Annotated in this window: 25 protein-coding genes and 1 tRNA gene; 15 read left to right on the forward strand and 11 right to left on the reverse strand. The window is 69.8% G+C overall.

The features are described 5' to 3' along the window. Positions 1 to 296: 296 nt before the first annotated feature. Complete coding sequence (locus E2F48_RS00525; RefSeq protein WP_246018450.1) at positions 297 to 1,007, forward strand: sigma-70 family RNA polymerase sigma factor; 711 nt, start codon at positions 297 to 299, stop codon at positions 1,005 to 1,007. A 100-nt stretch (positions 1,008 to 1,107) separates the two neighbouring features. Here the strand turns inward: E2F48_RS00525 and E2F48_RS00530 are convergent, their stop codons facing one another. Beyond that, on the reverse strand, positions 1,108 to 2,067 hold the full coding sequence (locus E2F48_RS00530) for a glycosyltransferase family 9 protein (protein WP_133402095.1): 960 nt from the start codon (positions 2,065 to 2,067) through the stop codon (positions 1,108 to 1,110). 114 nt (positions 2,068 to 2,181) lie between these two features. Here E2F48_RS00530 and E2F48_RS00535 point away from each other — a divergent pair, with 114 nt between their 5' ends. From E2F48_RS00535 to E2F48_RS00565, 7 genes are all read left to right on the forward strand, one after another. Then, positions 2,182 to 2,727 (forward strand): D-glycero-alpha-D-manno-heptose-1,7-bisphosphate 7-phosphatase, encoded by a 546-nt coding sequence (locus tag E2F48_RS00535; protein WP_133402096.1) that lies wholly within the window; start codon positions 2,182 to 2,184, stop codon positions 2,725 to 2,727. Further along, positions 2,724 to 3,824, forward strand: coding sequence for a glycosyltransferase family 9 protein (locus tag E2F48_RS00540; protein WP_246018451.1), 1,101 nt, complete (start codon positions 2,724 to 2,726; stop codon positions 3,822 to 3,824). The genes E2F48_RS00535 and E2F48_RS00540 overlap by 4 nt, the downstream gene beginning before the upstream one ends. Next, a complete protein-coding gene (locus tag E2F48_RS00545) occupies positions 3,821 to 4,822 on the forward strand; it encodes a glycosyltransferase (RefSeq protein ID WP_133402097.1) in 1,002 nt (333 codons plus the stop codon). Before E2F48_RS00540 ends, E2F48_RS00545 begins: the two co-directional genes overlap by 4 nt. Further along, positions 4,819 to 6,102, forward strand: a complete 1,284-nt coding sequence (locus tag E2F48_RS00550; RefSeq protein WP_133402098.1) for a glycosyltransferase — start codon at positions 4,819 to 4,821, stop codon at positions 6,100 to 6,102. The genes E2F48_RS00545 and E2F48_RS00550 overlap by 4 nt, the downstream gene beginning before the upstream one ends. A 119-nt stretch (positions 6,103 to 6,221) precedes the next feature. Further along, entirely contained in the window at positions 6,222 to 6,788 is a 567-nt protein-coding gene (locus E2F48_RS00555) for a D-sedoheptulose-7-phosphate isomerase (protein WP_246018503.1), read from the forward strand. Next, complete coding sequence (locus tag E2F48_RS00560; protein WP_133402099.1) at positions 6,785 to 8,146, forward strand: PfkB family carbohydrate kinase; 1,362 nt, start codon at positions 6,785 to 6,787, stop codon at positions 8,144 to 8,146. Before E2F48_RS00555 ends, E2F48_RS00560 begins: the two co-directional genes overlap by 4 nt. Positions 8,147 to 8,220: 74 nt before the next feature. Beyond that, on the forward strand, positions 8,221 to 8,946 hold the full coding sequence (locus tag E2F48_RS00565) for an SDR family oxidoreductase (protein ID WP_133402100.1): 726 nt from the start codon (positions 8,221 to 8,223) through the stop codon (positions 8,944 to 8,946). On the opposite strand, the gene E2F48_RS00570 is transcribed toward E2F48_RS00565, so the two are convergent. Further along, a complete protein-coding gene (locus E2F48_RS00570; RefSeq protein WP_133402101.1) occupies positions 8,912 to 10,069 on the reverse strand; it encodes a glycosyltransferase family 9 protein in 1,158 nt (385 codons plus the stop codon). The two genes, E2F48_RS00565 and E2F48_RS00570, sit on opposite strands and share 35 nt — an antisense overlap. A 232-nt stretch (positions 10,070 to 10,301) precedes the next feature. Between E2F48_RS00570 and E2F48_RS00575 the strand changes: the two genes are divergently transcribed. From E2F48_RS00575 to E2F48_RS00595, 5 genes are all read left to right on the forward strand, one after another. Continuing rightward, positions 10,302 to 11,705: an aldehyde dehydrogenase family protein gene (locus E2F48_RS00575; protein WP_133402102.1), complete on the forward strand. Its 1,404-nt coding sequence runs from the start codon at positions 10,302 to 10,304 to the stop codon at positions 11,703 to 11,705. Beyond that, on the forward strand, positions 11,705 to 13,201 hold the full coding sequence (gene rfaE2 / locus E2F48_RS00580; protein WP_133402103.1) for a D-glycero-beta-D-manno-heptose 1-phosphate adenylyltransferase: 1,497 nt from the start codon (positions 11,705 to 11,707) through the stop codon (positions 13,199 to 13,201). The genes E2F48_RS00575 and rfaE2 overlap by 1 nt, the downstream gene beginning before the upstream one ends. Next, positions 13,198 to 14,058 (forward strand): glycosyltransferase, encoded by an 861-nt coding sequence (locus E2F48_RS00585; protein ID WP_133402104.1) that lies wholly within the window; start codon positions 13,198 to 13,200, stop codon positions 14,056 to 14,058. The genes rfaE2 and E2F48_RS00585 overlap by 4 nt, the downstream gene beginning before the upstream one ends. 30 nt (positions 14,059 to 14,088) lie before the next feature. Beyond that, positions 14,089 to 14,280, forward strand: a complete 192-nt coding sequence (locus E2F48_RS00590) for a DUF2795 domain-containing protein (protein WP_133402105.1) — start codon at positions 14,089 to 14,091, stop codon at positions 14,278 to 14,280. Positions 14,281 to 14,495: 215 nt separating this feature from the next. Continuing rightward, positions 14,496 to 16,121, forward strand: a complete 1,626-nt coding sequence (locus tag E2F48_RS00595) for an MFS transporter (protein WP_133402106.1) — start codon at positions 14,496 to 14,498, stop codon at positions 16,119 to 16,121. Between the two features lie 7 nt (positions 16,122 to 16,128). Here the strand turns inward: E2F48_RS00595 and E2F48_RS00600 are convergent, their stop codons facing one another. The 4 genes from E2F48_RS00600 to E2F48_RS00615 all read right to left on the reverse strand — a co-directional run bounded on the left by E2F48_RS00600 (position 16,129) and on the right by E2F48_RS00615 (position 19,533). Next, on the reverse strand, positions 16,129 to 16,365 hold the full coding sequence (locus E2F48_RS00600) for a hypothetical protein (RefSeq protein ID WP_133402107.1): 237 nt from the start codon (positions 16,363 to 16,365) through the stop codon (positions 16,129 to 16,131). A gap of 887 nt (positions 16,366 to 17,252) precedes the next feature. Further along, on the reverse strand, positions 17,253 to 17,558 hold the full coding sequence (locus E2F48_RS00605) for a hypothetical protein (protein WP_133402108.1): 306 nt from the start codon (positions 17,556 to 17,558) through the stop codon (positions 17,253 to 17,255). Between the two features lie 3 nt (positions 17,559 to 17,561). Continuing rightward, on the reverse strand, positions 17,562 to 18,839 hold the full coding sequence (locus E2F48_RS00610) for a polysaccharide deacetylase family protein (RefSeq protein ID WP_165968654.1): 1,278 nt from the start codon (positions 18,837 to 18,839) through the stop codon (positions 17,562 to 17,564). A gap of 289 nt (positions 18,840 to 19,128) precedes the next feature. Beyond that, positions 19,129 to 19,533, reverse strand: a complete 405-nt coding sequence (locus tag E2F48_RS00615) for an LbetaH domain-containing protein (protein ID WP_185149767.1) — start codon at positions 19,531 to 19,533, stop codon at positions 19,129 to 19,131. On the opposite strand from E2F48_RS00615, the gene E2F48_RS17200 reads away from it, so the two are divergent. Next, a complete protein-coding gene (locus tag E2F48_RS17200) occupies positions 19,511 to 19,864 on the forward strand; it encodes a hypothetical protein (protein ID WP_165968655.1) in 354 nt (117 codons plus the stop codon). The two genes, E2F48_RS00615 and E2F48_RS17200, sit on opposite strands and share 23 nt — an antisense overlap. Positions 19,865 to 19,899: 35 nt before the next feature. Here E2F48_RS17200 and E2F48_RS00620 read toward each other — a convergent pair whose 3' ends face one another. The 5 genes from E2F48_RS00620 to E2F48_RS00635 form a co-directional block, all read right to left on the reverse strand. Then, on the reverse strand, positions 19,900 to 20,619 hold the full coding sequence (locus E2F48_RS00620) for a DUF6270 domain-containing protein (protein ID WP_281274779.1): 720 nt from the start codon (positions 20,617 to 20,619) through the stop codon (positions 19,900 to 19,902). A 47-nt stretch (positions 20,620 to 20,666) separates the two neighbouring features. Beyond that, a complete protein-coding gene (locus E2F48_RS00625; RefSeq protein WP_133402112.1) occupies positions 20,667 to 21,461 on the reverse strand; it encodes an SGNH/GDSL hydrolase family protein in 795 nt (264 codons plus the stop codon). 111 nt (positions 21,462 to 21,572) lie between these two features. Beyond that, positions 21,573 to 21,728: a hypothetical protein gene (locus E2F48_RS17205; protein ID WP_165968656.1), complete on the reverse strand. Its 156-nt coding sequence runs from the start codon at positions 21,726 to 21,728 to the stop codon at positions 21,573 to 21,575. A 418-nt stretch (positions 21,729 to 22,146) separates the two neighbouring features. Then, positions 22,147 to 22,219: transfer RNA gene (locus E2F48_RS00630), tRNA-Lys, on the reverse strand. Between the two features lie 102 nt (positions 22,220 to 22,321). Beyond that, complete coding sequence (locus E2F48_RS00635; protein WP_133402113.1) at positions 22,322 to 23,992, reverse strand: sensor histidine kinase; 1,671 nt, start codon at positions 23,990 to 23,992, stop codon at positions 22,322 to 22,324. Positions 23,993 to 24,145: 153 nt separating this feature from the next. Here E2F48_RS00635 and E2F48_RS00640 point away from each other — a divergent pair, with 153 nt between their 5' ends. Next, a complete protein-coding gene (locus E2F48_RS00640) occupies positions 24,146 to 25,111 on the forward strand; it encodes a 2-hydroxyacid dehydrogenase (RefSeq protein ID WP_133402114.1) in 966 nt (321 codons plus the stop codon). The last annotated feature ends 2 nt before the right edge of the window (positions 25,112 to 25,113 follow it).

Raw genomic sequence — 25,113 nt, forward strand, 5'->3', positions numbered from 1 at the left:
ACGATCCGGTGGGTTCCTCGGACTCCGGATCGGGCCGGATCGCCGCGGTTCTCCGTGAGTACGACGGCTGGAGCGACAGCTGAGCGCGGCGGGAAAATCGCCGAGAACGCATACTCCATCGGAATTGAAAATAGAAGATTTTCGGGAGCAAAACTTTTCACTAATCGTTGCAGGGCCCGGTGGCCCGTGGTTCTTTGGGGGTGTCAGTTGGACACACCGAACTGGAGAACCATATGTCGAATCCTGCCGCCACCCCGACGCCCCCGTGTGAGCCTCATGGCAGGACCGACGGGCCATTGCGGGCCGCGTTGCAGGACGACATCGCGCTGCGGCACCTGGGCCTGGCCGAGTCGGTCGCCCGGTCCTTCTCCTCGTTCGGCCCGGACGCCGCGGACATCCGGCAGGTGGCCTACCTCGGCCTGATCAAGGCGGTGCAGCGGTTCAATCCAGCCCGGGGAGTGCCCTTTGCCTCGTTCGCCATTCCCACCATCACCGGCGAGATCAAGCGCTACCTGCGTGACTGCTGCTGGGTGATCCGCCCCCCGCGCCACCTCCAGGACCTGAGGACCGAAGCCGTACGGGCCGCCCCCGTGCTGGCGCAGCGGCTCGGGCGGGAACCGACCACGAGGGAGCTGGCGGCCGAACTCGGCGCCGAGGAGCCGGTGGTGGCCGAGGCGCTCACCTGCTCCACGAGCCTGCGGCCGGAGTCGCTCGACGCACCCTTCGACGGCAAGAGCTGGGGGGACACCCTTCCCTCGCCGGATAACTGCATCGAGCGCAGCGACGACCTCGTCTCGCTGCGGGCGGCGGTCAACGGCCTCACCCCGGCGGAGAAGGAACTGCTGTACCGGAGGTATTTCAAGGAGCAGACCCAGCAGCAGATCGGTGAACACCTCGGGATGACCCAGATGCAGGTGTCCCGGAAACTGGCCCGCATCCTGGTGCTGCTGCAGGAGCGGCTGGCGGGGCCGGCGGGCAGCGGTTCGGCGGACATCCGGATCGCCTGAACCCGGTCCGCTCCGGCGGTCCCGGCGGGACCCACCGGCTTGCGTTCCTGCCCAGCCCTCTCCACGGCCCTCGCCCGGGCGCTGGCGCTCCGGGCCTGCGCTAGTACACGCCGAGCCGGGAGGCCGCCGCGAGCACCGAATCGGGGGTCACCGCGAGCAGCGCAGGGTCCGGCTCCGTGGCGAAGGTTTCGCCGATCCGCTTCGAGGCGTCGGTGAGCACGATGTGCGGCCCGGGCGGAGGGCCCCACTCCTCGACCGGCGCCGGCCCGAAGAGCACAACGGAGGGGCGGGCGTACGCGGAGGCGAGGTGGGCGGCACCGGTATCGGCCGACACGACGAGGCGGGCCCCCGCCACGAGCGCCGCGAAACGTTCCAGCGGCAGTTCCCCGGCGACGACGGCGCGCTCGGGGAACCCCGCGGCCTCGGCCACAGCCAGCGCCCGCGCCCGCTCCCCGGCGCTGCCGGTCAGCAGCACCTGGTGGCCGGCGCCGGCCAGTGCCTTGGAGACGGCGGCGAAGCGGTCCACCGGCCACAGCCGGCTCCCATACGCGGCCCCGACGTGCACGACGATGGCCCCGGGCGCCACGCTTTCCTCATCGGGGATGCGCAGGCGCAGATCCAGCGGATCGGCCGGCACGCCGTGCCAGGACACGAGGTCGGCCCACCGGTGCCGCTCGTGGACGCCGTCCTGCCAGGCCGGGCCGTCCCACCCGGGGGAGCGGTGGCCCATGCGGCGGGCGGGAACGATCTCCTCGAGCCGCCCCCGGCTCTCGGGTCCGTTGCCGTGGAGGTTGACGGCGATGTCGACGCTCCCGGGAGCAAGGTCCAGGGGCTCATCGAGGCCGTGCGTTGGAAGCAGCTCATCGACGGCGTCGGTGAGCGCCACGATGGGGGCAAGCCAGGCCTGGGCCGCGTACCGGATGCGGTGCCCGGGGAACGCCCGGCGCAGCCCGCGCAGTGCGGGGACGGCCACCAGGAGGTCGCCCAGCTTCAGGGCGCGCAGGGCCAGCAGTTCCGGCCGGCCGTCCCGGTGCGGGGACGCGGCGAAGTTCAATGCCATGGTCCCATCCTTGCAGAGGAAACGGGCGCCGGGCCGGGCACTTCCCGGCGGCCGGCCGGAAAGAAGTTTGCCTTCAAGTGTTTAGCAGTGCTTCTTCTCGGGAACAGAGCTTGTATGAGAAGCAGGGCTTTGGCTGCGGCCGCTCCAAAGGCGGTCCTGTTCGACCGCGACGGAACGCTCGTCGTCGATGTCCCGTACAACGGTGAACCCGCACTGGTCCAGGAGATGCCTGGTGCCCGGCAGGTCCTCGACCGGCTGCGGGGTGCCGGCGTCGCCGTGGGGGTGGTGACGAACCAGTCGGGGATAGCGAGGGGGCTCCTGACCCGCGCGCAGGTGGACGCCGTTCACGCCCGCATCGAGGAGATCCTTGGCCCCTTTGCCGTCTGGGAGGTCTGCCCCCACGGCCCCGCCGACGGGTGCGCCTGCCGGAAGCCGGAGCCCGGCATGGTCCTTGCCGCCTGCCGCAGGCTCGGGTTGGAGCCCGGCCAGGTGGCGGTGATCGGTGACATCGGCGCCGACATGGGAGCCGCCCGGGCTGCCGGGGCGGCCGGTGTCCTGGTGCCCACCGCGGTCACCCGCCCGGAGGAGATTGCTGCCGCGCCGGCCGTCGCCTCTTCCCTCGGCGGTGCCGTGGAGTTGCTTTGGCGGGATCCGCGGTGACGGGTCGCGTGCTGGTGGCCCGCCTCGACAGCGTGGGGGACGTCCTGCTCGCCGGACCGGCGGTCCGTGCCGTCGCCGCAGGGCGCGGCGGAGCGCCTTCCGAGGTGGTCATGCTGTGCGGGCCGCAGGGCGCACCGGCGGCCCGGCTGCTGCCCGGCGTCGTGGACGTGCTCACCTGGGCTGCGCCCTGGATCGTCGATCCGGCGCCGCCGGTCACCTCCGGCCTGCTGCGGGAGGTCATTGACCATGCCGAGGCGTGCGGCGCCACGGAGGCGGTTATCCTCACCTCCTTCCACCAGTCGCCGCTGCCGCTGGCCCTGGCGCTGCGGCTCGCCGGCATCGGGCGGATCACGGGGGCGTCGGTCGACTACGCCGGGTCCCTGCTCGATGTCCGGCTCAAACCCGGCGAGGACTTTCCCGAGGACCAGCCGGAGGCTGAACGCGCGCTGCGCATCGCCGCGGCCGCGGGCTACCAGCTCCCCCCGGATGACGACGGGCGGCTCCTTGTCACCGGCCTCCCCGACGTTTCGAATCTGGTGGGGGAGGCTCCCTATGTCGTCGTGCACCCCGGGGCCGCCGTGCCGGCGCGCGCCTGGCCGCCGCTGCACCACGCCGCCGCCGTCGAACTGCTCACCGCCGCGGGCTTCCGCGTGGTCGTCACGGGCGGACCGGCGGAGGCCGGGCTGACCGCGACGGTCGCCGGCCCCGAGGGCCTCGACCTCGGAGGCCGCACGGACCTTGCGTCCCTGGCGGCCGTCCTTCGGGGCGCCTCGGTCGTCATCACCGGCAACACCGGGCCGGCCCACCTCGCCGCCGCCGTGGGGACCCCGGTGGCCTGCCTGTTCTCGCCCGTGGTGCCCGCTGTGCGGTGGGCGCCCTACAAGGTGCCCGTCGAACTGCTCGGGGACCAGGGCGCGCCCTGCGCCCTGAGCCGTGCCCGGACCTGCCCGGTGCCGGGCCATCCGTGCCTCTCGAGCGTCCAGCCCGAGGAGGTCGTCGACGCGGCCCGCCGGCTGACCGCCGGGGTCGCATCGCTCGGTTCACGGCGCCGCATCGGCCGCGCGGAGGCGCGCGGCCGGGAAAGGAGGAGCCAATGAAGATCCTGCTCTGGCACGTCCATGGAGGGTGGACCGACGCTTTCGTGCGCGGCAGCCACACCTACCTGCTGCCCACCACCGCCGAGGGCGGGCCATGGGGCCTGGGACGCGCGGGGAGGGACTGGCCCGATTCGGTGCGAGAGGTCGAGCCCGGGCAGCTCGCCGGGCAGGACATCGATGTCGTCGTCCTGCAGCGGGTCGAGGAGATCGCAGAGTGCGAGCGGCTGCTGAACCGCACGCCCGGACGGGACCTGCCGGCTGTGTTCCTCGAGCACAACACCCCCAAAGGGGACGTTCCGTCGGCGCTACATCCCCTCGGGGGGCAGGACCTCATCCCCGTGGTCCACGTCACCCACTTCAACGAGCTGATGTGGGACAACGGGATCGCCCGGACCACCGTCGTAGAACATGGCATCGTCGATCCCGGCCCGCTCTACACCGGGGAGCTGGAGCAGCTCGGGGTGGTCATCAACGAACCGGTCCGCAGGGGCCGCGTCACCGGCACCGACCTGCTGGCCCGCTTTGCCCCCACCGCGCCCCTGGAGGTGTTCGGCATGGGCGGCGGCGGCCTCCCGGACCTGCTCGGGCTGCCGCCGGGGCGGCTGCGGCTCGGTGGGGACCTGCCCACCGCGCAGCTCCACGCCCGGCTGGCCCGCTCCCGCGCCTATCTCCACCCCCTGCGGTGGACCTCGCTTGGACTTGCCCTGCTTGAGGCCATGCACCTGGGCATGCCCGTGCTGGTCCTGGCAACCACCGAGGCAGCCAGGGCGGTCCCGCCCGAAGCCGGAGCCGTCTCGACGAACGTCGGTGAGCTTACGGCCATGGCGGCGCGGCTGCTGGCAGACCCGGATGAAGCCCGTTCCCGCGGCCGCGCCGCCCGGGGGGCCGCCCTCGACCGTTATTCCCTGATCCGGTTCCTCGCGGACTGGGACGACGTGCTGGACTCGGCCGCCGGGCGCGGGCGGGTCCTGGCAGTAACCGAAAGGAGAGCGCAGTGAGGATATCCCTGGTTTCCGAACATGCGAGTCCGCTCGCGGCCCTGGGCGGAGTCGACGCCGGCGGTCAGAACGTGCATGTCGCCGAGTTGTCCCGTGCCCTCGCGCAGCGCGGCCACGCCGTCACGGTCTACACCCGGCGGGATGATCCGGGGCTGCCCGGGCGCGTGCGGTCCGCTGCGGGCCTGGACATCGTCCACGTCGATGCCGGTCCGCCCCGCGCCGTGCCCAAGGACCAGCTGCTGCCGTTCATGCCGGACTTCGCCCGGGGCATCCTGGCGGACTGGGGGGCCCGCCCGCCCGAGGTGGTGCACGGACATTTCTGGATGTCCGGGCTGGCCTGCCTCGACGCGGCGGCGCAGTGCCCTCCCACCCGCCGGCCGGTGGTTGTCCAGACCTTCCACGCCCTGGGCACGGTGAAGCGCCGCCACCAGGGCGGCGAGGACACCAGCCCCGCAGAGCGCATTCGGCTCGAGACCGCCGTCGGCCGGGGAGCGGATCGGATCATCGCCACCTGCAGCGACGAGGTCTTCGAACTCACGGCGCTCGGCATCCCCGGCACCCGGGTCTCCATCGCACCCTGCGGGGTCGACCTTGACCTGTTCTCCCCCTCCGGCCCAGCGGCACCCCGCGGGCGCACGCACCGGATCGTGTCGGTCGGGCGCCTCGTCCCGCGCAAGGGCATGGACCTGGTGATCCGCGCCCTGCGGATCCTCGCCGACGGCGGGTACGACGTCGAGCTCGTGCTCGTCGGCGGCCCCGGGAACGCTGCCCGGCTTGAGGAGGATCCGGAGGCACGGCGGCTGAAGGCCTTGGCCGCCGACCTGGGGGTCGAGGACCGGGTGGTGTTCGCCGGCCAGGTGGGGCGGGAGGAGATGCCCCCGGTGCTGCGCAGCGCCGATGCCGTCGTCTGCGCCCCCTGGTATGAGCCCTTCGGCATCGTCCCCCTCGAGGCCATGGCGTGCGGGGTGCCGGTTGTCGCCGCGGCCGTCGGGGGACTTGTCGACACGGTGGTCGATGGACGCACCGGCAGGCACGTTCCGCCGCAGGACCCCGGTGCCATCGCGGGTGCGGTGGGGGAAATCCTCGACAGCCCCGATTGGGGCGCCGAACTCGGCCGGAACGGCTACCGGCGGGTCCGGGCCCGGTATTCCTGGAACCGGATTGCCGCGGACACCGAAAAGGCATACCTGCTGACGCTGCGCAGCTCACGCCTGACCGATGAGGCGCAGGGGCTTCCCCTGCCGCGCCCGCTGGAGAGCACGGGAGGGAGGGCGCTGTGACCGCCGAATACCTCAACACCGGCCGGCCCCTCGGAACCCTGCCGGCCCACGACCGGGACCTTCCGGCCGGACTCGACGGATTCTCGGACGAGCGGCACGCGCATTCCCTCAAGGCCGTCGTGGACCACCTCGCGGCGGTCCTTCCCGCCCTCGAATCCCTGCGCGCCGAGGCGGACCACCTCGCCCGCTGGGGCGTGGAGCTGGCCGGGCGCCTGCTGGCCGGGAGCCGGCTGCTCGCCGCAGGAAACGGAGGGTCGGCTGCTGAGGCACAGCACCTCACCGCCGAGCTGGTGGGACGGTTCGACGGCGAGCGCGAGCCGTTCTCGGCGATTTCCCTCCATGCCGAGAGTTCGGCGGTGACCGCGATCGCCAACGACTACGGGTACGACCAGCTTTTTGCCCGCCAGGTGCGCGCCCACGGCCGTCGGGGCGACGTGCTGATCCTGTTGAGCACGAGCGGGAAGAGCCCGAACCTGCTGCACGCGGTGGAGGCGGCCCGGGCGGCGGGCATCACCACCTGGGCCCTCACCGGTCCGGCGCCCAACCCGCTCAGCTGCTGCGTCGACGACTACGTTGCGGTGGAGGCGGCCTCAGCCAACGCCCAGGAGGGGCACCTGATCGCCCTGCACGCGCTCTGCCGGGCGTTCGATTCGGAAGTGCGCCGGTACCGGGAGGAGCGGCCATGAGGATCCTGGTGATCGGCGATGTCCTCCTCGACGCCGACCTGTCCGGGGCGGCCGAACGCCTCTCCCCAGACGCCCCCGTGCCGGTCGTCGACGTCGACAGCGTGCAGCGGCGGGCCGGCGGCGCCGGGCTGGTGGCGCGGATGCTCCAGCGCGACGGCCACGACGCCGAACTGGTCACGGTGCTCTCCGATGATGACGCCGCGGTCCTCCTGCGCGCCGAACTCGAGGGGATCACCGTGACCGCCGGTCCGTCCGGGGCCCCCACCCCGGTGAAGACCCGGGTCCGGGCCGCCGGGCACCCCGTGGTGCGCTTTGATGAGGGGTGCGCGCCGGCGCCGGTGCCGGCCTGCACCCCGGAGATGGTGGCCGCCCTGGAGCGCGCCGAGGCGATTGTGGTGGCCGACTACGGCCGGGGGCTGCTGCTCAACGAGGACCTGCGCCGGGCCCTGGCGCGGCAGGTGGGGCGGGTCCCGGTGGTCTGGGACCCCCACCCATCGGGGGCCGACCCGCTGCCCGGAACCACCGCGGTGACGCCCAATTTGGCCGAGGCGCTCCGGTTCGCCGGGGTCGACGGCGAGCGGACCGCCGCGGCGGCCGAGGCCGCCGACCGCCTGCGCACGCGGTGGAAGGCCCGGGCGGTGGTGGTGACCCTGGGGGAACGGGGTGCGCTGGTCTCGGCGGAGAATGCCCTGCCCCAGGCCGTGCCCGCCCCGAAGGTCACCGCCCCCGACCCCTGCGGCGCAGGGGACCGGTTCGCCGCCACCCTCGCTGTCGCCCTGGCCCGCGGGTACCCCCTTGATGCCGCCGCGCAGGAGGCGGTGGCGGCCGCGGCCTCCTTCCTGGGCGCCGGCGGGGTCTCCTCCCTCCGCGCCGTCCGGGAACCGGAGGTACTTTCAGTCCCCGGCGCGGACGCCCTCGACACGGCCCGGCGGACGCGCGAAGCGGGCGGCACGGTGGTGGCCACCGGCGGCTGCTTCGACCTGCTCCACGCCGGCCATGCCCGCACCCTCGCCGCCGCCCGCGGGCTGGGTGACTGCCTCATTGTGTGCCTGAACTCGGATGCCTCCGTGCGCCGCCTCAAGGGCGAAAGCCGGCCGATCATGGAGCTTCAGGACCGGGTGGAGCTGCTCCTTGCCCTTGAGTGCGTCGACGCGGTGCTGGTCTTCGAGGAATCGACCCCGGAAAACGCCTTGGAACGCCTGCGGCCCGACATCTGGGTCAAGGGCGGCGACTACGCCGCCGCCGACCTGCCGGAGGCGCGCCTCGTCGCCGGCTGGGGCGGCAGGACCGTCACCGTTCCCTACATTCCGGCCCGTTCCACCACGAAACTCGCGGCCGCGCTGGCCCGCGTGGGCTGAGCAGGCCCCGCTCCAATGACGGCCCGGTCGAACCGCCGGGCCGGGAGCACCTCCGCAGCAACCGAAAGGAAGAAATGACACCTCCAACAACCGACCAGCGGTCCCCGATTGCGTTCAACCCCGGACGGGTGCTCGTCACCGGGGGAGGCTCCGGCCTCGGAGCCGCCGTCGTCGAGGCCGTCCTCGCCGCCGGCGGCACCCCGGTCGTGCTCGACCTCGACGTCAGCCGGGTCTCCGGGGTCAAGGCCTTCGAAGTCGATGTGGCCGACCGGAACGCGGTCGAGGCCGCGGTCCGGGAGGCGGGCGAGACGCTCGGCGGCCTCGACGCCGTGGTGACCGCCGCCGGCATCGACCGCTGCGGAAAGCTCGAAGAGGTCCCGGCCGAGCAGTGGGAGAAGGTCCTGGGCGTCAACCTGCTCGGCACCGTCTCCACCGTCCGGGCCGCCCTGCCCTACCTCCTGCCCGTCCACGGGCGGGTGGTGACGATCGCCTCGACCCTCGGCATCCGTGCGGTGGCCGACGCCACCGCCTACTGCGCCTCGAAGTTCGGCGTCGTCGGCTTCTCCCACGCCCTCGCGGCCGAAACCGCCGGCCGGATCGGGGTCACCACCATCATCCCGGGCGGCATGAAGACCCGCTTCTTCGACGACCGCGACGAACAGTACAAGCCGCAGGACGACTCACGGCTCAACGACCCCGAGCGGGTGGCGGCCGCCATCCTGTTCGCCCTCTCTCAGCCGCGGGGCTGCGAGGTGCGCCAGATGCTCATCTGCCACGAAGAGGAAGGGTCGTGGCCATAAGCTGCCGCACATCCTCGTAGACGGCCTCGGGCCGGACGGACCCGACCAGCGAGTCGTCGTGCTCGCACCGTTCGGCCGTCCAGCCCACCTGGGTCACGTCCACCCCGCAGGTGGAGCAGGCGATGACCCAGGCGAGGTGGACCCGGTGCAGCGTGCGGCCGATGGCGCCGGCGTTGATGACGTTGCCGATCCAGTAGACCCCGACGGTCGGGGTTCCCACGGCCTGGGCGAGGTGGCGTGGTCCGCTGTCGTTGCCGACGACCACGGTGCTCGCGGCGAGCACCCCGGCCAGCTGGCCCAGGTCGAGGTCTCCGGCAAGTGAGGTGATCGAGGCGCCCGGCGCCTGCCGGCGTACGAGCCGAAGGATCTCCCGTGCGGCCGGAAGGTCGGTTTCATCCCCGACGACGAGGACCCGGGCGCCGTCGGCGGCCGCGAGGGCGGCCACTGCGGCGAAGGATTCCGCCGGCCAGCGCCGACGGGGATCGGTCGCGCCCGGATGGAGGGTCACCAGCGGGGCGTCCCCGGGCACGAGCCGGGCGGCGCCGTCGAGTTCGTCCGCCCGTACCGCGATCCGCGGCTCGAGGATCCGCGGTTCGGCCCCCGCGAGGCCGGCAACCTCAAGGGCACGGAAGACCTCGTGCTGGTAGTACACGTAGGGAATGGTGCGCTCGAGCGCCACGGCGTCGGGGGTCCGGGTTCCGATTGTGTGCCGGGCGCCGAGGCGGAGCAGGAACGGATTCGAGTTGCGCCCGCCGCCGTGGATCTGGACGGCCAGGTCGAAGTTCAGCACAGCCATCCGGTCGAAAAACTTCTCTACCGCCAGCGGGTCGGCCGTCCCCTCGCGGATGCCCGGCGCCACCGGAACGATCTCGACGTCGGACACCGGGCCGGGGCGGTCCCTGAGCAGCGCGGCGGCGAGCGGGGTGCCCAGCAGGGTGATGCGTGCCTGGGGATACCGGGCCTTGAGGGCGTCGATGGCGGGCACGGCGAACATGAGGTCTCCGAGGCCTCCACCGCGCAGTACCGCGATGCGCTGGACATCCTCGAAGGCCGGACCCACCCGTCCGACTCCCCGGGCGGTCGCTTCAATGTTTTCGGCCACCGCCGGTAGGGCGTGGTTCATGATCCCCTCCTGATTCGACTCCGGGCCATATCCCGGGTCCGTCCCGGCGCCGACGCACCGTCTCCACCCGGCCGTGTTGAGGAAACCATAGGGTCCGGCAGGGACGCAGGACAATTTCTAAATCCCCCGCGCCGGGGCTGTGTAAATGCATGGACGCCGGGGTATTGGTCTAGCTACCCGCCGGATTTCGAGAGACGCCGCGGGCCGACCGGAGAACCTGCCAAGGAGCGCGATGTCCACCAATTCCCACGTCGATTCGCCCCCAGGGGCCGACGCGATCACCGTGCTGGATCCCCGGGACGGGACGGTTGTTGGAACCCTCGAACCCTCAACGCCGGAGCAGGTGGAGATCGCCCTGTCACTGGCCCGCACCGTCCACCCCGAGTGGGCAGCCACCGCCCCGGCGGTCCGAGGCCGGCACCTGCGTTCGGCCGCCGATGCCCTGCGGGCCGCGGCCCCGGAGCTTGCGGAGCTGAACGCCCGCGAGACGGGACGGCCCGTGGAGGAGGCGTTGGCCGGGGTGCACGCAGGGGTGTCGGCCCTTGAGCAGTACGCCGAACTGGGGCCGGTGCACCGGGGTCGTGCCCTGCGCGGGGCGGTGCTCGCGGCGGACTACACCGTGGCAGAGCCCCGTGGAGTCGCCGTCCTGCTGACCCCCTGGAACGATCCGGTGGCCGTCGCCGTGGGGTTGATCGCGGCGGCGCTGGTGACGGGCAACACCGTGGTGCATAAACCCAGCGAGCGCTGCCCCCACCTCGGCGTTCGGCTCGGGGAGGTCCTCTCTCAGGCCTTCCCCTACGGGGTGCTCATCACCCTCACCGGCGGAGCCGAGGTAGGGGCCCTCCTGACCCGGCAGAGCGGGGTCGACGTCTTCGCCCACGTCGGCTCAAGCGCCACGGGGGAGCGCATCGCCCGGGTCGCCGCACTGACCGGAACGCATGTGCTGCGGGAGAACGGCGGCAATGATCCGCTCGTCATCGACGCCGACGTAGACCCGGTGTGGGCCGCGGAGCAGGCCGCGGTCGGTGCCTTCGCCAACAGCGGGCAGATCTGCACGGCGGTTGAGCGGATCTACGTGCACCGCGAAATATCCGGGCGCTTCGCCGAGGCGCTCGTCGAGCAGGCCCGGCGCCGCAACGACACTGGAGCGTTCGCCCCCCTCGTTGACACGAAGCTGCGCGAGGAGGTTCACGCCCAGGTTTCCGAGGCGATCACCTTCGGCGCGGTGCGGGCCATCGGGGGGAGGATCCCGGAAGGCCCGGGGGCACACTACCCGGCCACGGTGCTCCTGGGCTGCACCGAGGTGATGCGGGTGATGACCGAGGAGACCTTCGGCCCGGTCGCCCCGGTGACCGTGGTCGAGAGTTTCGAGGAGGGCCTTGCCCGCGCCGCCGCCGGCCGGTACGGCCTGGCCGCGACCGTGCTGACCGGCAGCATCGCCAATGCCCAGCGGGCCGTCGCCACCCTTCCGGTGGGCACCGTGAAGGTCAACGCCGTCTTCGGCGGCGCCCCCGGCGGCTCGGCCCAACCGCGGGGCATCAGCGGCGAGGGGTTCGGCTACGGGCCTGAACTGCTCGACGAATTCACCCGGGTCAAGGTGGTGCACATCAGTTCCCCTTCGGCGCGGACACGCTGATGGGCGGCCTCGAGGAGGTCCGGGGCCTGGCGGGCTGGGTTCCGCTGCGCATCGCCGCGATGTCGCCGGTCATCACGGTGGTGGGCGATGTGATGCTCGACGGCTGGTTCAGCGGCACCATTGAGCGGCTCTGCCGGGAGGCACCGGCGCCGGTGGTGGAGCTCGACCGCCGGGACTACGCGCCGGGCGGCGCGGCCAATACCGCGATGAACCTCGCCGCCCTCGGAGCGCGGGTGCGCCTATGCGGGCTTACGGGCGCCGACGACGCCGGCGCTCGACTGCGCCGACTGCTCACCGAGGCGGGCGTTGACGTCACCCACCTCGTCGAGGATCCGGCCATCACCACGACCACCAAGTACCGCATCCTCGGCGGCGACCAGGTGCTGCTGCGCCTCGATGAAACCCCCCGGAGCGTGCCGGCTGGTGCCGCTGCGCGGGTGGCCGCCGAGGCCGCCGCCGCCATCGCCGGCAGCGACGCCGTCATCGTATGCGACTACGGCTCCGGCGTCCTCGACGGGCAGGTCCGCGATGCCCTCGCCGCCGCCCAGGGTGACCGGCTGACCCTCGTGGACGCCCACGACCCGGCCGCGTGGGCCGCACTGCGCCCCGACCTGGTCACGCCCAACGCCCGCGAGGCGGCGGGACTGCTCGGGGAGCGGCTCGACCCTCGGGGAGACCGGGCCCGGGCGGTGCGCCAGCGCAGCGCCGACCTGCTCGAGGCGAGTGGAGCGGCCGCCGTCGTGGTCACCCTCGACCGCGACGGCACGGTACTGCTGACCGCCGACGGCGAGTTCCACCGCACCTGGGCGAGGCCTGCGACCGAGAAGCAGGCCTCCGGCGCGGGGGACACCTTTGTGGCATGCCTGGCCGCCGCCCGCGCCGCCGGGCTGCCGCTGACCACCAGCCTCGACCTCGCCCAGGCAGGCGCCGACATCGTGGTGCACCGCGCCGGCACCTCGGTCTGTTCGGCCGCGGACCTGGCCCAGCACCTCGGCAGCTTCGCGGGAACGGCGCTTGAACCGGACGAGCTGCTGCAGGCCATCCGGCGGGAGCGGGCCGAGGGGCGGAGGATCGTGCTCACCAACGGCTGTTTCGACGTACTCCACCGCGGCCACACTGCCTACCTCAACCAGGCCAAGCAGCTCGGCGACGTGCTCGTCGTCGCCGTGAACGACGACGACGGGGTGCGGCGGCTCAAGGGCCCCGACCGCCCCATCAACCCCGCCGCCGACCGGGCCGGCGTGCTGGCCGCCCTCAGTTGCGTCGACTATGTCACCGTGTTCAGCACCGACACCCCGGTGCCCCTGATCGAGGCCCTGCGCCCGGACATCTACGCCAAGGGCGGCGACTACTCCGAGCAGATGCTCGCCGAGACACCGGCCGTTGAGGCGTGCGGCGGGACGGTGCGGATCCTCGACTACGTTCCCGAACGGTCCACCTCGGCGGTGGTGCGGAAGATCCGCGGGCCGGGTCCGGTGGTGGAGGGCGCGTCGTGACCCGGCGCTGGTCGGCGGACTGGGGTGTGCCGGCCAAACCCGCCGACCCGGAAATCGACGTCCTCATCCCTTCCTTTGCCCGGCCCGCCGAGCTGGCCGTGACCCTCGCCGGCCTGGCCGCGCAGGACACCCCCGACTTCCGGGTCATCATCAGTGACCAGACCGAGGGCGCCCCGGCGTGGGAGCACCCCGCGGTGCAGGCGATGGTGCGGGTGCTCCGCGCCCAGGGCCGCGCCGTGCAGTGCGGGCGCCACTTGCCCCGCCGGGGCCTGGCCGAACACCGCAGCCATCTCCTCGGCCTTGCGGAGGCACCCTGCGTGCTGTTCCTGGACAACGACGTGTGGCTCGAACCGGGGACGCTGCAGCGGATGCACGCTGCACTCGCCGCCTCCGGCGCCGGGTTCGTCGGCTCCGCCGTCCAGGGCCTGTCCCACCTTACGGACGACCGCCCGCAGGAACGCGCGCCCCTTGAGTTCTGGGAGGACGGCCGGGTGGTTCCGGAACGGGTGCGGCCCTCGAGCCCCGGCTTTGCCAGATGGCCGCTCCATAACGCCGCGAACCTCGCCCATGCCGCCGCCGGGCTGGACGTCGAACCGGGAGCCTGGCTGCTCTACAAGGTCGCGTGGGTCGGCGGGTGCGTCCTGTTCGACCGGAGGGCGCTGCAGCAGTGCGGCGGGTTCGATTTCTGGGAGGACCTTCCGCCCGCCCACGCCGGTGAGGATGTCACGGCGCAGTGGCGCGTCATGGAGCGCCACGGTGGAGCCGGCCTGCTGCCCTCCGGGGCGGTGCATCTTGAGTCACCGACGACGGTCATCGACCGCGCCATAGACGCTGCCGGGGTGATCCTCGGCCAGTGAATCGATCCATCAACAGAAGGGACGCACGCAATGGCCAATCCAAGCCCGATCGATATCCAGAAAGCACTCGGGGGAATCGACTACCCCGTATCCAAGGACGACCTGGTGAAGCACGCCGAGGGCTCAGGCGCCGGTGACGACGTGATGGAGACCCTGCGGGGGCTGCCCGACCGGGAGTATGACTCCCCAACGGACGTCAACAAGGAGGCCTCCAACTCCTGAGCGCCCGCTCCGGTCCGGGCCTCGACCGGCCACGGCCGGGGGACGGGCACGGTCCGGCCACCGGCCGGACCGGAGTGGAACGGTGTGCTTACGGTGCCCGGGAGCCGCGGCGTCATGCTGGCCGGTTCCCGGGCACCTTCCTTGTTTGGCTTTCCGGTCGATGGGACACTGACTGTTGGCAGCGGCCGGGAGGCCTGCCGGGAGGCAGATGATTCATGAACGAGGTTGTACGGTTCGGGTCGGCGTCAGGCCGCTGGCTGTTGCTGGCATCCATTCTGGGGTCGGCAATCGCGGGGATCGACGCCACAGTCGTCAACGTGGCGCTTCCCGCGATCGGCGAGGAATTCAATGCGCCCTTCGAGGTCCTGCAGTGGACGATCACGGCCTATACGCTGACCCTGGCCGCCTTCATCCTGCTGGGCGGATCGCTGGGCGACCGGTACGGCCGCAAGCGCGTGTTCGTCATCGGCGTCGTATGGTTCGCCGTGGCTTCGCTGCTGTGCGGGCTGGCCCCCAACGCCGGCACCCTGATCGCCGCGCGTGCCCTGCAGGGGATCGGAGGGGCCCTGCTGACCCCGGGCAGCCTGGCCATGATCCAGGCATCATTCGTCTGGGAGGACCGCGCGCGGGCCATCGGCGCCTGGTCGGGACTCGGAGGTGTGGCGACGGCCATCGGGCCCTTCCTGGGCGGCTGGCTCGTCGAAAGCGTCTCCTGGCGGTGGATCTTCCTCATCAACGTGCCGATCGCCGCCGTCGTCGTCATCATCTCCCACCGCCACGTCCCGGAAACCCGAAACCCCTCGGCCACCGGTGCCCCGGACTACCTCGGCGGTCTGCTGGGGGCGGGGGCGCTGGGCGGCTGGACCTACGCGCTGATCGACATCCCCACCGCCGGGCCTCTGGCCGCGCCGGTGGTCACCGCGGCCGCATTCGGCACGGTGTGCATCATCGCTTTCTTCATCACGGAGAGCAGGCTGGCCCGGCCCATGCTGCCGCTGGGCATCTTCGCGGTGCGCCAGTTCAGTGCCACGAACGCCGTCACCTTCCTCATCTACGGCGCCTTCGGGGGCATCTTCTTCCTGCTCGTCGTCCACCTGCAGGTCGTCGCCGGCTTCTCTCCGCTTGCGGCGGGAATCGCGCTGCTGCCGGTGACCGTGCTGATGCTCCTGCTGTCCTCTCGGGCCGGTGCGCTGAGTGTACGCATCGGGCCGCGGTTTCCCATGGCGGCGGGCCCGGCCATCTGCGCGGTAGCCGCGCTGATGATGCTGGGCATCGGCGAGGGCGCGTCCTACTGGGTCGACGTCCTTCCCTCGGTTGTCGTCCTTGGGCTCGGACTTTCCCTGCTGGTCGCACCGCTGACCTCCACGGCGCTGTCCTCCGTGCCCGACGCGCAGGCCGGCCTCGCCTCCGGCGTCAACAACGCTGTCGCCCGCGCCGCAGGCCTTCTCGCCATCGCGGTGCTTCCGGCCCTCGCCGGACTGTCAGGGGACGCCTACACGGATCCGCCGGTCTTCGCCGAGGGGTTCCGGTTCGCGGCGATGGCGTGCGCCGGGGTCCTTGCCGCCGCGGCGGTCCTGGCCGCAGTCACGATCCGCAACCCCGCACTGCCCGAAGGGGCGGATCGCTCGGCACAGCCGGAGTCGAAGGCGCCGATGCCCACAGACGCCACCGGTGCTGGAACCGCCGACACCAGCGGTGCCGGGGCCGGCCGCGCTGCCGGTGCATGGACTACCGGGTCCGCTGTGACCGGTGCCGCGACCCTGCGCCACTGCGCGGTGGACGGCCCGCCGGCGGCTGTGTGCGCGGCGGTCCAGGAGTTGCGCCACCACCCCGACGACTAGCGCCGCACTACCGGTCCGGCTGCTGCGGACGCTCGCGCCTCATCCAGATGACCACGACGTACAGGACGATGCAGGCGACGATGATGCGGCCGAGGTTAGGCCCGGACAGGGCCGTGTCGATAACGATGATGGCGAGGATGATGCTGCCGATCAGGAGCCGTGCCGTGGAGCGCCCGCCGGAGCGCGGCAGCTGCGGCCAGGGATGGAAGTCGAACCGCTGCGGGTCATCGGCGTTGGATTTCACGCGGAGCTCCTGAAGGCCGGGAGGAGTCGGTTGCGGCCCCACGGGTTGCGCTGTGGCGTCGCACCTACCTTACAACGAACGGAACCCGGCAGCTGGCGAGAGCTTGCCGGGTTCCTCGAAGCCCGCTGGGAGCTTCTGTCTTAAGCATAGACCCAGCCAGGTCCCGCCTCTTACCACCGGCCGCGGGCCCCCGCGACCCCCGCGGGCCGGGCAGGGCAGGGCGGCGGCACCGACTACCTGACTTCTCCGCTGCGGGAACGGGTAGCGCCTACCCGGGACCCCAAACCTTCGGCACTCGTAGCGTTGTTTTATGGAATACAGGGAGCATAGGTGTCAGTGTTGCGGGGAACTGGCGGAGACGGTGTTCTGCGAGGACTGCTCCGATCACGCCTAGGAGACGTCCTCTGGGAACCAAAGGGTCACATAGCCGGCCTGTTCTTCCATTTCGGATTGACCGCATCGACACTCATCGTCATCGCGCGGGTGGTGCCAGCAACCTACGTTGTCCGTGGTTGCGGTGTAGACGGCGCGGCGCCCGCCCATGCGCTCACCAAGTTCGAGCGCGCGTGGTCGCACCAATTCTGACCTCGGTGGTCAGCCTGAAACTCAGAGTGAGCCCGATCTGAGGCAAAAGAGAAGCGGCCCCCACCCGACATGATGTCGAGTAGGAGCCGCTTTCCTCCCTGTGCACCCCACCGGGACTTGAACCCGGAACCCATCGATGGAGATTTTATAGGGGTTTGACAGTTTCAGGATTGAAACTTCTGTGCGCAGAGTTCCTTGATCTGACGCGGATTTTGGCTGCGGGGGCGCCATTCCCCTCGGAATGTTTCATTCAGAGAACAGGTGTTGCAAGAATAAGCGTGCAGCGGAGGGGCGTTTTCCCCTCATCCGTCCCGGTGGAGGTTGCGCTGCGGGATCTCCCGGCGCCGGCACGCGCCCGCCTCCACCCCTGCATGCCTGGGCTTGGAGTGCTCGATCCACTGCATCCACACCAGCTCCTTCGTCCATGCCATGGCGATGCCCTTCACCGTCTGCTTGGACTTGTTTTCGTAGGCGAGATCCGCCCACAGTGGTGGCGCCTTCTCCCTCGTCCAGTGGACACCCTCGGCGGGCTGCTCGAGCTGGACCGAGGGAGTGAAGCGGTCAGCCGGCGGCGGGATGCCGTGCCAGGAGCTGTGCGAAGCGCTCATCCGTTACGCGGCGAGGAGTTTTGGTTCGTGCAGGTGTATCTCTCCGCCGGAGCGGGGGGTGATTCTCACCCGCAGGCGTGCGGTGTCGCGTAAGGGCAGAGTCAGGTAGTGGTTGATGTCGGCGAAGTTCGCACTTTTCGGCAGTGTGGCGTCACGGGTGATCAGCAGGCGAGACGGGGATGCTGCATCGAGGATCTCGATTCGGACCGATGCCCCTGTAGTGGACCGCAATGGGATGCGTAGTTGCCGGGTCGAGCCAGCATAGGAGCCGACATTGACGTCCTTGGAGAGACTCGTGGATCCTGATCCCCGTCTGGCGTACCTGGTCCCACCCTCGGTAAGCAGTGCCCAGTTCGCCGTGGACCCGTTCCAACCGTTCCAGCCGCCACTGAAGCTGGCAGTGGAGGAGAGCATATTGTGGCGCTGAGCGCTGCCGAATTTGGCGGCCATCATGCCGGTGCTTGAAAGGACCTCCAGCCTTCCAACTCGTCTCTCAGCGGCGCACCAGGCGAAGAACCCTTCGATTGCGTGCAGATCGATGGGATCTATCAAGTTGGGGTGGTACATGAAGTTCACCCCTCGGCCCGATTGCGCAGCGGCCCGCACGAAGTCCGGCCCGCGGTTCGCATAGGGGGCGTTCTCTATGTTGATGTGCACTGCTCCAACCGCGCTCATCGGGTCGCCGTTCATTGGCCACGCGCCAGGGATGTAGCCGGTGGACACCGCGTGGTTGGCGATGATCACCCGGCCCGCCAGATACCGCTGGTAATCGGACTGGATCCGGCCTCCGTCAAAACCTCCATACCGTGTACCGCCGACGCCCGGTGGAACGAACATTTCCACGGGCAGCTTCGGCATGGCCTCCTCCAAGTCCCACTTGGAGTGGACGATCTCGGCTCGGAGCTCCGTACTCGTGGCGGCATCCCGGTGGGTCGCGCCGTGGTTACCGATCTCGAAGCCGTTCTCAAGGGCGAGTTTCTGGATGCCCGGGAAGGTCAGTAGGTGGCTTCCGTCAGCCCCTACTTCGCGTTGGAGCGATTTCGATCCGAAGGCGAGGGTGACTGGTATGTCGTATTTGCGGTGCAGCGGGAGGAGCAAAGACTGGAACTTGTTCAGGTGGTGATCACACCGGAAGGACACCGCTGGCTTTCCGCCCGTGCCGATCGGGCCTCCACGGCGTGCAAGGAACGCGTCCACCAGTGCCTGGTTCGGAACGAACGGATACGCCTGGGCCCGCGCCTTGGCGGCGTGGAATTGGCCACCGGCGGCGGCAAGGACCACGGCGAGGGCCGAGGACTTGAGCAGAGTCCGGCGCGAAGTTGTGGCGGAAGCTTGCAAGCTGGAACTCCTGGTGCACTGACGGCGGGTGACTGCCGCGCCGCGTCATGCACTGTGGGTTGGCTCCGTCAGCCTAACCGGCGCCTTCCTGAAAATCCACGCCCGACTCCCCGAACCGCGGTCGCAGGGTTATGCGCTGACCGTCCGTCTCGTCGTGTAGCCCTTGTATTTCTCCATATCGGTGCTGATGATCCGGGCTGGGACTCCTGCGACCACGCAGTTGTCGGGCACTTCAGAGGTGACGACAGCGTTGGCACCGCCCACGACGTTGCCGATCTTCCCGCCTAGGCATTTGGCGCCCGATGTAGACCTTGTTACCAACGACCGGGGTGCTGTCGCCGCGGGATCCGAGCGTAACGTTCTGGCCGGTCAGGCAGTTTTTGCCGATGATGGTGTCCGGGTGCAGGACCGTGCCCAGGCTGCTGTAGCCAAGCCGGGTTCCTTCGCCGATCTTCACCTTGAACGGGATGCGGGCGCTGTATTGGTTGAAGATGAAGCGTTGGATGCAGTAGGCGCCCACGGTTGGCCCTTCGAGGTGCGCGGTGTGGGACATGCGGTACAGGTCCATCACTCCGAAGCGGTGCAATTCCTTGGAGAGCGCGTCGACCGAGCCGTTGTCGATCGTGAAAGTCTCCACGCCGGGGGTGCTGGCCGGCATGGGCCTTATGTCCGATCGGGAGCGTTCCGGCGGGGATTTCCGTTGGTCCGAAGATGGGCAGGTCGAAGAAGGTGCCGCCGGCATGCTGGCCGGTTGGGTCGATGAAGCAGTGCACGGTGTGCTTGACGGCGAGGACCTGTGCGGCGAAGGCGATCAAGAGGGCATCGTTGGTTTCGCGGCGCTTGTCAGCCCGCCGGATGAAGTAGGCGATGACCGGGCCGATGACACCGCAGACGGCGACGAACGCCGCGCTGGCCGCGCTGATGAGTCCAGAATCCACACGTCTTGTCCTCCCCATCGCGGGCAATAAACAAGCACCCACGGTGTGTGCTTCTCTGGAGGGGCCTAGAAGGCCCCTAGTATTTCGTCTCGCATCCACTCATAGGCCGGCGGAGCGTAGTGGTAGGGCTCCGGGCCCCACTTGTGAGTTAACGAGGACACCGCCAGTTTGTCGGGGAGCCTCTTTGAGAGGAGGCCTCGCCGACGAAGGTGTGTGTAGTAGGGGCGGTAAAGCTCTCCTGCTTCAGAGGCGGACATCCCTCGGAAGGACACGACCTCTTCGCCGGTGTCAGTGCGCGAGGCCCACGGTGTCTCCATAACCAGGGTGCGTTCCCTCAACCCGACTTCATTGATGGACGCGACGAGCTTGTCGGCCGCCCGCTTCCACAGGTTGAAGTGCTTCTCGGTGCCGAACTTGATGAGGGACGGGCCCTTCTCCAACGAGCCAAGGCGCCCGCTTGCTCGGAGTTCCCGCGAGTTGGTGATGTAGGTCTTGTCGGGCAGCGCATAGACGCCGAGGCGGTCGCTGAGAAGATCAATCAGAAAGATGTCAGCGGAGGGGCCCAGCTCGCGGACCTGCCGAAACAGAGTGGAGTTGATGTCCCCGTCGAGTGAACGATTTTGGAAAGCCGAGGCTAGCTTTCCTTCCCCAAGAAGGGCTGTCGGTGGTGACGCTGCACTGATCAGTGACTGCCGGGCGACGTAGCCGGTGAGGGTATGGCCCTCACCGAGATAGTCGAACGTGTCCCTCATGACGCATCCGCCATAAATCAGTACGTTCCTCAAATGATCTCCCTCGTTCTACAGTAAGTGCTTTCCGCCTGGCGGCACGATTAGAAGTGCTTGCCGATTTCTCCCGCCAGCAGGGTGGCAAACTTCCCGTGCCCATACTGGTTCAGGTGGAGCTCGTCATAGAACCAGGTCGGATCGCCCCCGACAAGGGAGTGGAAGTCGATCACCCGTGTCCCCGTTGCGGCGGCTACCTTCACGACCGATTCGACTACGCCGAGGCGCCGCTCCCGCTGCTCTTGGAAGAAGACCCTGTCGCGGCGGTACAGGTGCCGCAGGAGCTCATCGGTGTTGAAGTCGCCCTCGCGGAACGGGCTCACGGCGAGGACGAGATCCAAGTCGAGCGACTGCGCGGCGTGGACCACCATGCGCAGCAGCCGCTCCGTGGCGTCGGTTCCCTGCGGGAGCGTCCCGGAAGGTTCTTTGCCGGGAACGATGGGCGTGCCCCGGAAGTGGGATGTCCAGTAATTCGCCGTCTTGCTGAGGTGGTCCACGTCGGACTGCCCGACGAAGAACAGAACCTTCCCGCCGAGGCCGACGATTGGGTAGACCTTGTTCACGAGGACATTGAGCAGCTGGAGTGTGGTCGATCCGGAGTACCCACCGTTGAGGATCCGGTAGTGGGGTAGCGCCCTTTCAACGACCGAGGAGAACCGGGCGTCCTCATCAACGAAATTGGCCTCCACGAAGGAATCTCCAAGGAAGACCAGCGGGGTCGCGGCCGGGTCGATAGGATTGCCGGTCATCTGGAAGCCATCTTCGTCCATGCGGGCGCGGAAGGGGCCGGCGCCCAGGGTCCCATCTGAGCGGTCCAGGAACTCCTCTGTGGGGACCTGCATGACGTCCTTGTTGGGATCCGATTCTTTCAGCCGGATACTCCGAAGTCTGCCCACGCCACGTCCCCCAAATCAGTCCAACACTTCTTATGGAGGATACCGCAGGGGTGAATGCTAGACCGCCACCCCTGGGGCATCAACCCATACGCCAGTTGCTTCGGCCCAGATGAGCTTGAGCATGGTTTCATCAAGGTATTGGTCTGCGACGACGTTGGCGGGCCGGTTCGCTGCGGTGCCCGCGGCGTTCTGCGTTTTCCATCTGCCGCTCATCTTCAGGTAGCTGAGGCCCGGGCTGTGATCGGACCACTTCGACCCGTTTTTGAAGGACGTAGCCGACTTCAGACTTCACCCATGCACGCCCTCCCGCGCCGCTGTCGGCGCCGGAGGGGTGCGTCGAGGATGACACCATGCCGGGTCTATGGTGGGGGAGTCCGATCACTGCGGGAGGGCGGCTCACCGTCGAGCCGTCCTGGTCCGCCGAGGAGGGGCACAAGGGGGCCCATCTCGGCCCCGGATGCGTTGACCCCGATGGATGCCGGCGCGCTCATCCAGGCGCTGACGAAGTTCTAGTAAGACTCGTGGAGTAACAAGCAAGCGTGCAGTAAGTGTGCACCTGCCCCTGAAAGGGGGACAAACGAAAGCGGCTCCGACCGGGCGTTTTGCCTGGTCGGAGCCGCCTTCTTCCCTGTGCACCCCCCGGGACTTGAACCCGGAACCCATTGATTAAGAGTCAATTGCTCTGCCAATTGAGCTAGAGGTGCGTGGCGTCGAGACGGTCGTTTTTTGCAAGTCCGTGTCATCCGCAACAGCATGAAACTCTACCAGCACTCCTGCGGAATCGAAAAATCGAGGGGACCGGCCGTTCAGCTCACGCTCAGGGCCGGCTGCTTCAGGGGCAGGCAGAAGACCATGGACGTACCCTCGCCGAGCCGGCTCCGGCACTCGATTCCGCCATCGTGCTGTTCGATAATTTCCTTCACAATGGCCAGGCCGAGTCCCACGCCCGGAATCGCCGCACGCACCGCCTCCGGGCTTCGGAAAAACCGGGTGAACACGTTGCGGCAATCGGCCTCGCTCATTCCCATCCCGGTGTCGGCCACGGTGCACAGCAGCCGGCCGTCCGCGGATCGTGCGGAGACCGTGACAGTCCCGCCGCGCGGAGAGTACTTAATCGCGTTTGAGATGAGGTTATCGAGCACCTGCCCGATCTTCCCGGGGTCACACACGACGCGCAGGCCGTCCGCCAGTTCGGTGTCGAGCAGTACTCCCGCCTCGATGGCGCGGGGTGTCGCCGACGCGATGGCCTGGGAGACCACCTGCACAAAGTCGATGGGGGAGGGATCGAGGGCCGTCGGGCCGTCGGCGGTCCCCAGCAGGTCGTTAACCAGGCCGAGCAGCCGCTGGGCGTTGCGGGAGACGACGTCGAGCCCGGCCACCATCGGCGCGGGCGCGCCGTCGACGCCCGAGAGCATTTCGACATACCCGACGATCGACGTCAGAGGGGTGCGCAGTTCGTGCGTGATGTTGGAGATGAAGGCCTGCTTGGCGTTCAGCGCCGACATCAGTTCGGTCACGTCGCTGAAGGTGACAACCGTGCCGTCGTGGCGACCGTCGTCGGACCTCATCCGGGCAGCGGACGCCGAGAGGGTCTTCTGCTCGGGGCCGGTGCCGATCCGCACCACTTCCTTCGAGAAGGTCTCGCCCCCGACCGCCCGGTACAGCGGACGCCGTTCCGGCGGCAGGACGGTGGTTCCATCCTCCTCGAACATGGGGGCGGCGGCCTCGCCGTGGACGGCGCCGGCCGGCGCCGCGGTCGAGGGCATCAGCCGCCGGTGCTTCTGATTGGCGAGAATCTCCTTGCCTGAGGAGTCGACGGCGAGCACCCCGACGTCGACGGCGTTCACCACGGTGTGGAGCAGCCGTTCGCGCCGGGCGCTGGCCTGAAGGAGCGAGCGGAGTTCCGCATCCTTGCTCTCAAGTATCCTCCGCTGGCTCCTGAAGCCCCCGGTGATGGCGCTGATGGTGATGCCGATGGCCAGCATCATGATGGGCAGGAGCATGGGCCGGGCCAGTTCCTCGGCGGTGACGGGCCCACGCAGGAACTGCGGCAGCCACACCACGGCCAGGGAGCCAAGAACTCCGGTGAGGATCGCGGCGCGGGGGTGGATTCCCGAGGCTGTCAACCAGATGACAGGGAAGGCGGCGAGGAGTCCGAGGGCCGTGAATTCGGTGCCCGCTCCTTCGCGCATCAGGGCGATCGGGATGAATTCGAGGACCGGTATGGCGAGCGTCGCGGCCGGGGGGAGGCGGTGCCAGGGAACGGCGGCGCAGAGCACGAGCAGCAGCAGGTGCATCAGCATGCACAACTGCAGCAGGGTCCCTGCAAGGAGAGCCGGCGCGAAGACGGCCACCACGGCCAGGAGGATCAGGGCCGTCGCGGTCAGGGGTACCTGGCTGAGCAGCATCCGACGGCGGGGGGAGAGCCGCTCGAAGTGCTCCGGGTTGAACGTGAGGTACGACAGGGCTCGATCCAAGCTGCGGCTCCGGAGGTGGCTGAACGGCGGTGGGCAGGCGGCAGCTCATTCGCAGGCGGCGCCGGTCCTTGTATGATCACACACGCCTGAGCGGCGGCGGCGCCGCCGCACCGTGCGGTGCACTCCGGCCGGCGGCGCCGTTAGGCTGGCCCGATGGAGACCAGCGGCAGGCCCGGCCACGCGATTCGAACCCTCACCGTCCCCTCGGAGGACCTGCGGGAGGCCCTCGCTCCCGCCGCAGGCGCCATCCGGCTGGCGGTCTGGGACTTCGACGGCGCCCCGGCCGGGGTTGACCCGGCAGAGGTCGACGCCGTGGTCCTTCCCTACACGGGCAGTCCCGACCTGCGATCCGCCCTGCCCGCGGCGCCGGGCCTAAAGCTCGTCCAGACCCAGACCACCGGCTACGACGGGGTGACCGACCTCGTCGGGCCCGGGGTCGGCATCGCCACCGCGTCGGGAGTCCACGCCGCCGCGACAGCTGAACTCGCCGTCGGCCTGGCCCTGGCCTCGCTGCGCGGGATCGACGACGCCGTTCGTAATCAGCGCGAGGGCCGGTGGCGCCCCCGGCGGTACCCGGGACTCGCCGACCGGCGCGTCCTCCTGGTCGGCGTGGGCGGCATCGGCCGGGAGATCAAGCGCCGCCTCGACGCCTTCGACGTCGTTCTCACCCGGGTCGGCAGCTCAGCCCGCGACGACGAGTCCGGGCATGTCCACGCGGCCTCCGAGCTCGTGGCACTGGCGCCCGACCACGATGTCGTCATCGTCATCACTCCGCTGACCGAGGCGACCCAGGGGCTGATCGGGGCCGAGGTGCTCGCTGCGCTTCCGGACGGCGCCCTGGTGGTCAATGTTGCCCGCGGCCCGGTGGTCGACACCGAAGCGCTGACGCGGGAGGTGGTGGCGGGCAGGCTTCGGGCCGCCCTCGACGTCGTGGATCCCGAGCCGCTGCCGGCGGAGCACCCATTGTGGCGGGCCCCCGGTGCGCTGATCACCCCGCACGTCGGAGGCAACTCCGGGGCATTCTGGCCCCGCATCGTCCGGCTCCTTGAGCGCCAGCTTCACCTGCTGGGCGCCGGCGCCGCCCCTGAGAACCTGGTCCAGCGCGGTCCGTGGTCCTAGGG

The sequence above is a fragment of the Arthrobacter crusticola genome, assembly GCF_004357995.1.
GTDB lineage: Bacteria > Actinomycetota > Actinomycetes > Actinomycetales > Micrococcaceae > Arthrobacter_D > Arthrobacter_D crusticola.